At 45.7% G+C, this 7,238-nt stretch carries 4 protein-coding genes and 1 pseudogene; all 5 read left to right on the forward strand.

Translation table 11 applies throughout. The features are described 5' to 3' along the window. Window position 1 precedes the first annotated feature (1 nt). The gene (gene hutH / locus ACJ751_RS28805) at window positions 2-1,564 is read left to right on the forward strand and encodes a histidine ammonia-lyase (protein ID WP_407749001.1); all 1,563 of its coding nucleotides are present in this window, start codon (window positions 2-4) and stop codon (window positions 1,562-1,564) included. A 43-nt stretch (window positions 1,565-1,607) separates the two neighbouring features. After that, window positions 1,608-3,287 (forward strand): urocanate hydratase, encoded by a 1,680-nt coding sequence (hutU, locus tag ACJ751_RS28810; protein WP_407749002.1) that lies wholly within the window; start codon window positions 1,608-1,610, stop codon window positions 3,285-3,287. A gap of 134 nt (window positions 3,288-3,421) precedes the next feature. Next, a complete protein-coding gene (locus tag ACJ751_RS28815; RefSeq protein WP_407749003.1) occupies window positions 3,422-4,003 on the forward strand; it encodes a hypothetical protein in 582 nt (193 codons plus the stop codon). 224 nt (window positions 4,004-4,227) lie between these two features. Further along, window positions 4,228-6,459 carry a bifunctional alpha,alpha-trehalose-phosphate synthase (UDP-forming)/trehalose-phosphatase gene (locus tag ACJ751_RS28820; RefSeq protein WP_407749004.1) on the forward strand — a complete coding sequence of 744 codons (2,232 nt, stop codon included), beginning with the start codon at window positions 4,228-4,230 and terminating at the stop codon, window positions 6,457-6,459. 162 nt (window positions 6,460-6,621) lie between these two features. Further along, window positions 6,622-7,238: pseudogene (locus ACJ751_RS28825) on the forward strand (imidazolonepropionase); the annotation flags it as partial.

Below are 7,238 nucleotides of genomic sequence, written 5' to 3' on the forward strand. Positions count from 1 at the left end.
TATGCAACAGGAGTTTTTTTACGGTATCGATCAGTTAACAATTGGCAGTGCATTGGCGATCGCGGGTGGTAAAACCAACGGCGTGCTGAATAAAACAGCCATTGCCAATATTCAAAAAAGCCAGCAACACGTACAGGAAATTGTGAAGACCAACAGAACCGTGTATGGTATTAATACCGGTTTTGGCGTGCTGGCCAATAAACCCGTTTCGGAAGAGGATACCCGCATTTTACAACATAAGATCTTACAAAGCCACAGCGTGGGCGTGGGGGCACCCATTCCGGTGGAAGTTGCCAAACTCATGCTTATTACCAAAGTACACGCGTTGGCGCGTGGTTACTCAGGTGCGCAGTTAGTTACGCTGCAACGCATCATCTGGCATATTGAACAGGATGTAATTCCCGTAGTGCCGGAAAAAGGCAGCGTGGGCGCTTCGGGCGATCTGGCGCCACTGGCCCATTTGTTTTTACCCCTGATCGGGTTAGGGGAGGTGTTTTACAAAGGTGCAAGACACAAGTCGCAAGACATATTAAAACAGTTTGGGCTGGCCCCCATACAACTGGGCCCCAAGGAAGGACTGGCCCTGATAAACGGCACCCAGTTCATTTTATCGTTTGCAGTAAAAGCAGTGCAGCGAATGCATTACTGTCTGGAAGCGGCCGACATTATTGGCGCGATGAGCCTGGAAGCATTGACCGGCACCAAGGCGCCTTTTGATGAACGGTTGCATCAACTACGCCCATTCGCCGGTAATACCCTGGTGGCTCAACGGCTTCGGTTGTTATTGCACCAAAGCGACATTATGCAAAGCCATGTTGATTGCGGCCGTGTGCAGGACCCCTACAGTTTGCGTTGTATGCCGCAGGTACATGGCGCCAGCCGCACAGCCTGGTTGCATCTGAAACAACTCACCGAAATTGAATTGAATTCGGTAACAGATAACCCTATTATCTTAAGCGCCGATGATACCATCAGCGGCGGCAATTTTCATGGCCAGCCACTGGCATTACCACTCGATTATGCCTGTGTGGCTGCTGCAGAAGCAGGCAATATCTCCGACCGCCGGTGTTACCTGTTACTGGAAGGCAAATGGGGCCTCCCTATGTTGCTGATGAAAAATGTGGGGTTGAACAGTGGGTTCATGATCCCGCAATACACTACGGCTGCATTGGTAACTGAAAATAAGACCCTGTGCTTTCCCGCCAGTGCCGACAGCATTCCTACCTCACTGGGTCAGGAAGACCATGTGAGCATGGGCAGCATCAGCGGCCGCAAGCTGAACCAGGTGCTGGATAACCTCGAGTTCATTTTAGCTATTGAGTTATTAAGCGCCTGTCAGGCCATTGAATTCAGACGGCCATTAAAAAGCAGCGAGATCCTTGAATCGGCCCATGATTATGTACGGCAGTTTGTAGGCTTTGCCGAAGAGGACCGCATTTTTGCCGAGGACATCGATCAGATAAAACAACTCATCAGCAACTTTTCGTTTGTGGAACATTGTAATGCTTTCGCCGAAAAGAAAAAGGTACATTTAAATACAGGATTTGAGGCGTTCAGCCTGTAACGCCACACAAAAATTACATGGGTAACAAAAACTGTTTAAAACAATGACACCTGCAACAAAAACTTACGATCCCATAAAATACAAAACCCCAACGGGTTCACAACTCACCTGCAAAGGCTGGATCCAGGAAGCAGCTTTGCGCATGTTATTAAATAACCTAGACCCCGCAGTGGCCGAACGCCCCGACGACCTGATCGTTTATGGCGGTCGCGGTAAAGCAGCCCGGAATTTTGAAGCGCTCGACCTTATCATTCAATCATTAAAAGACCTGAATGACAATGAGACCCTGCTGATCCAAAGTGGTAAACCGGTGGGCATTTTGCAAACGCATGTCAATGCCCCACGCGTGTTGATCTCCAACTCGCAACTGGTGCCTAAATGGGCCACCTGGCAGCATTTTGATGAACTGGAAAGAAAAGGGTTGATGATGTACGGGCAAATGACCGCCGGTTCCTGGATCTACATCGGCAGCCAGGGCATTGTACAGGGAACGTATGAAACCTATTCCGCAGCAGCCGATAAACATTTCGGCGGCTCCTTAAAAGGAACGTTGAATGTAACAGCCGGACTGGGTGGCATGGGTGGCGCTCAACCCTTGGCCATTACCATGAATGAAGGTGTGGCATTAATTGCAGAAGTGGAAGAATGGCGGATTGACAAACGCATCGATACAAAGTACCTCGATGTAAAAATGACAAATATTGATGCGGCCATCGATCGCGCACTGCTGGCAAAAGAAAAAGGAGAAATATTATCTATTGGGGTGTTATGCAATGCAGTTGAGTTATTAGAACGCCTGGCTGAAAGAAATATTGTGCCCGATACACTTACAGATCAAACATCTGCCCACGATCCGTTAATAGGGTACTGGCCCCATGAAATTTCCTATGAGCAGGCAAAGATCCTACGAGAGCAAAATCCTGAGCAATATATTAGTTATGCCTACAACAGCATGTACCGGCATGTGCAGTTGATGCTGACCCTGCAACAAAAAGGCGCCATCACATTCGACTATGGCAATAACATTCGCGCCCGGGCGCAGGAGAAAGGATTGACCAATGCATTTGATTTTCCCGGTTTCGTTCCGGCATATATCCGTCCACTGTTTTGCGAAGGCAAAGGGCCTTTCCGCTGGGCGGCATTGAGCGGCGATCCAAACGACATTTCCGTCACCGACGAAGTAATAGGCAATTTGTTCCCGGAAAATAAATCATTGCAACGCTGGCTGAAACTGGCCAAAGAAAAGATCGCCTTCCAGGGATTACCGGCACGTATTTGCTGGCTGGGACAGGGAGAAAGAGAAAAAGCAGGGCTGGCGTTCAATGAACTGGTAAGAACCGGAAAAGTGAAAGCCCCCATTGTAATTGGCCGCGATCACCTGGACACCGGCTCCGTAGCATCGCCCAATCGCGAAACAGAATCGATGCTCGATGGCAGTGATGCCGTAGCAGACTGGCCCATTCTGAATGCCCTGGTGAATACCGCAGGCGGCGCCAGCTGGGTAAGCTTGCATCATGGCGGTGGAGTAGGAATGGGGTATAGTATTCATGCGGGCATGGTGATCGTTGCAGACGGAACTTCCGACGCAGAACAACGATTGGCAAGGGTGTTGAGAAACGATCCGGGTATGGGAGTTATACGACATGCCGATGCCGGATATGACCTCGCAAAAGAAACTTCCATTAAATTTGACCTCGATTTAAAAAAACGCTTTCATAGATAATAATTATTTTCTATTTTGCTGGCGATACCACCGACCCCGACCGGAAAATCTGGTATTTATACTATGACAAAATATCTCCGTAATCTGTGCGTTGTAGCAGTTATGAAGATTAATACGCATGAAAAATCCGCAATATGAAAACAACCATTTCCTTGTTCATTTTTGCCTTAGTAGCTACCAGCACCGTTTTTTCTCAAGCCAAAGTAAGCTTGAAGATTGTTCAAAACGGCGCAGCCATTGCCCCCGTTAATGGCGAGTATGAGTTAAAGAAAGCCCCCTTTTCAGTAGAGTTCACTTTTGACGTTAACAACGTGGATGGCGTTTTCGTAAATGCCGACTTTACCGATGCTGTTTACAAGATCGGTGATAAAGCCCCTTTAGCCGACCTGCAAGACATTCCGTTCAAAATTGTTAAAGAAGACAATTTTAACCCCAGCAAACAAATTGCGATCAATTCCGATACCTGGTCGTTCTGGTTTTACAACAAAGGAACCAACGAATACCGTTGGGACCGGGATATCAAAACAGTAGATGCCAATACGGTGACAGCTATCCGTACAATTGAACAGGTATATTTCCCGGTAAAAGAGAAAGCCGTTAAAATGACAGATGTTGGTGAGCCGCTCTATTTATTTTTCCTGGTTACCAATCCCTATAACCAGCGTGGTGTGGTAAGAGAGCAATACCGTCAGCGCGCGAAGTTGAATTTTAAATAAGGCAAATAACATACAACATTAAAAGGAGATGAGGCTTACGCTTCATCTCCTTTTCTTTTTAGTGCCACATTAAAAGCACATTACAATTCTTTTAGTTCAGGTAATAAATCGCCTTTTCCTCTCTATTGGCACCATAATTTCATTGATAATAAACCATGTAACCGGGCCTGACACATTTGTACGTGGCAGAAGCCTTTATTATTAATTGGTTTACTGTTTTTTTTATGGGACGATTGATTATAATATCTAATAGGCTACCTTTTTCTATTGATCATGAAGGAGATCAGCTTCACCTGCGGCAAAGCTCGGGCGGACTGGTGTCTGCGATTAAAAGTTATTTTGAAAGTGATAGTTCTACAAATAGAGGTTTTACTGAAAAGCTATGGCTAGGTGTGGCAGATTTTCCCCAAAATGATTGGAGAGTAGTCGAAGAAAAATTGTCGGGACTTGATTTCCGAATTGTTCCGCTCTTTTTAAACAAGCTATTGTACAAGGACTATTATAACGGATTTTCCAATTCGGTATTGTGGCCCCTGTTCCATTATTTTCCAAATCTGGTTGAATCAAATGTGCATTATTTTGATGCTTATGTAAAAGTGAACCGGGCGTTTGCCGATAAATTAATTCCGCTTTTACAGCCTGATGATACCATTTGGATCCACGATTATCAGTTGCTCATGTTACCCGAAATGATCCGGGCCGAAAGAACAGACGCCACCATTGGTTTCTTTTTGCATATTCCTTTTCCATCGTACGAATTGTTCAGGACTTTACCGGCAGAATGGAAGACATCCTTACTCAAGGGCGTACTGGGCAGTGACCTGATCGGTTTCCACACGCACGATTATGCGCAACACTTTCTGCAATCGGCCAAAATGCTCCTGGGCGTGGATAGTTCTTTTCATAGTATGCAGTACCAGGACCGGTTAATAAAAGCCGATCTGTTCCCGATCAGTATTGATTATAAAAAATTCAATAAGGCCTGTAACGATCCGGAAACAAAACAATATTACAACGAGATAAAGAAGAATTTTGAAGGCAAGAAGATCATTTTCTCTGTAGACAGGCTGGATTATACCAAAGGGTTAATGGACAGGTTGAATGCATTCGATTATTTCCTGGACCAATATCCCGACTGGCGCGAGAAAGTGGTATTCATCCTGAACATCGTTCCTTCGCGGGATGATATTCAGGCATACACCGAACGTAAACAACAAATAGAACAAAAAGTAAGCACCATTAATGGTAAAGTATCTTCCATTACCTGGCAACCTATTATATACCGATACACCCATCTTCCGTTCAATGAACTGGCTGCCTTGTATAAAGCAGCGGATGTGGCATTGATAACACCTTTGCGCGATGGCATGAACCTCGTTGCCAAGGAATATGTTGCCAGCTGTTCCGGGCGGAAAGGCGTTTTGATCCTGAGTGAACTGGCCGGGGCCGCCAACGAGCTGAATGAAGCCCTGTTGGTAAATCCCACTGATACAATTGAAGTATCCAAAGCCATTAACCAGGCATTGACCATGCCTGAAGAAGAACAGGAACACCGCATGTTCTTAATGCAACAGCGCTTATCTGACTACGATGTTATAAAATGGGTTAGCGATTTTCTCGATCAACTGGCGAATGTAAAACAGGAGCAGATAAAACAACAGGTAAAAGTGCTCGATGAACGCGTGATCGCCCAAATTCATTTGCACTACCAGATAGCAAATAGCCGTTGCCTGTTGCTCGACTATGATGGCACCCTGGTTCCGTATGCCCGCATTCCTTCAGAAGCAAAACCCAATGAAGAGTTGCGGAGCATCTTACGCGGGTTATCTTCAGACCCCAAAAACAATGTGGTTATCATAAGCGGCCGCGAAGCCTATACCCTTGAAAAATGGTTGGGCGATCTGCCCATGATGCTGGTAGCCGAACATGGGGCAAGCTTTAAACCAAAAGGCGATCAATGGCAACAGGCGGTTTCAATTCCCGATCAATGGAAGAACGAGATCAGGCCCATTATGCAGCTCTTCGTTACCCACTGCGTGGGTTCCTTTATTGAAGAAAAAACCAATACGCTGGCCTGGCACTATCGCAATACCCACCCCGAACTGGGTTTTACCCGGTCAAGGGAATTGATCAATAACCTTACGCAGCTGTTGCAAAACACCATGCTGCAGGTAGTGGATGGTAATAAAGTAGTGGAAGTACGCATGTCGGGTTTTGATAAAGGCATTATGGCCCTGAAAATAGTGAACGACATGCAACCCGATTTTGTGTTGTGCATAGGCGATGATACCACTGATGAAGACATGTTTAAAGCGCTGGGCGAACGGGCTTATAGTATAAAAGTAAGCAATGGGTCAACCGCCGCGCAATACACCGTTTTCTCGCAAATAAAAGTATTGCAGTTGTTGAAAAAACTCATGATACCGATCATAAACAAACAATACGCAAAAACTTAATAAGAGGAATTGTTCAACGGAAAGTCTGGAAGAGTTCCCGCAAAGCGGGACCGATTCCAGGCTTTTTCATTTTCATAACTTGTCCCCATTTATCGGGATTTTCGAATTGGCATAACTTGTCCCCACTTTGTCGGGATTTTCAAATTAACCTATCTTCACTTAATGGCCGCAACACTAATTATCAATATCAAACAACTCGTAAACGTACGGGAACAATGGCCTGTACTGCGGGGAAAAGAGCTGGCAAACCTTCCATGTATACACAACGCATATTTATTGATCGAAGATGATACTATAGTTGCCTATGGCCCTATGGATGAACTGGCAACCGCCCATCGCGCTCTGGCGGCAGATCCGATTGACGCTACAGGAAAAATGGTGTTACCCGCCTGGTGCGACAGTCATACCCACCTGGTGTTTGCTGCCAGCCGGGAAAATGAATTCATTGATAAATTAAAAGGACTCAGCTATGCTGAAATTGCGGCGAGGGGTGGGGGCATTCTAAATTCGGCGCGTAAATTAAATGAGGCTTCAGAAGACGAATTGTTCAACCTGGCCTGGGCCCGTTTAGAAGAATTGACAAAACTGGGCACCGGCGCTATTGAAATAAAAAGTGGGTACGGGTTAACCGTTGAAGGTGAATTGAAAATGCTGCGGGTGATAAAAAAATTAAAAGAGAGGTCTTCCATTCCCATTAAGTCCACTTTTCTTGGTGCTCATACTTATCCAATTGAATACAAAGAAAATCACCAGGGATATATCGATCTTATCATTAATGA

It is taken from the genome of Niastella sp., assembly GCF_045805085.1.
Classification (GTDB): domain Bacteria; phylum Bacteroidota; class Bacteroidia; order Chitinophagales; family Chitinophagaceae; genus Niastella.

What these genes read in the sequence shown, in the direction of transcription:
- hutH (WP_407749001.1), top strand. Translation starts at nt 2, where the DNA reads ATGCAACAGGAGTTTTTTTACGGTATCGATCAGTTAACAATTGGCAGT.
- hutU (WP_407749002.1), top strand. Translation starts at nt 1,608, where the DNA reads ATGACACCTGCAACAAAAACTTACGATCCCATAAAATACAAAACCCCA.
- ACJ751_RS28815 (WP_407749003.1), top strand. Translation starts at nt 3,422, where the DNA reads ATGAAAACAACCATTTCCTTGTTCATTTTTGCCTTAGTAGCTACCAGC.
- ACJ751_RS28820 (WP_407749004.1), top strand. Translation starts at nt 4,228, where the DNA reads ATGGGACGATTGATTATAATATCTAATAGGCTACCTTTTTCTATTGAT.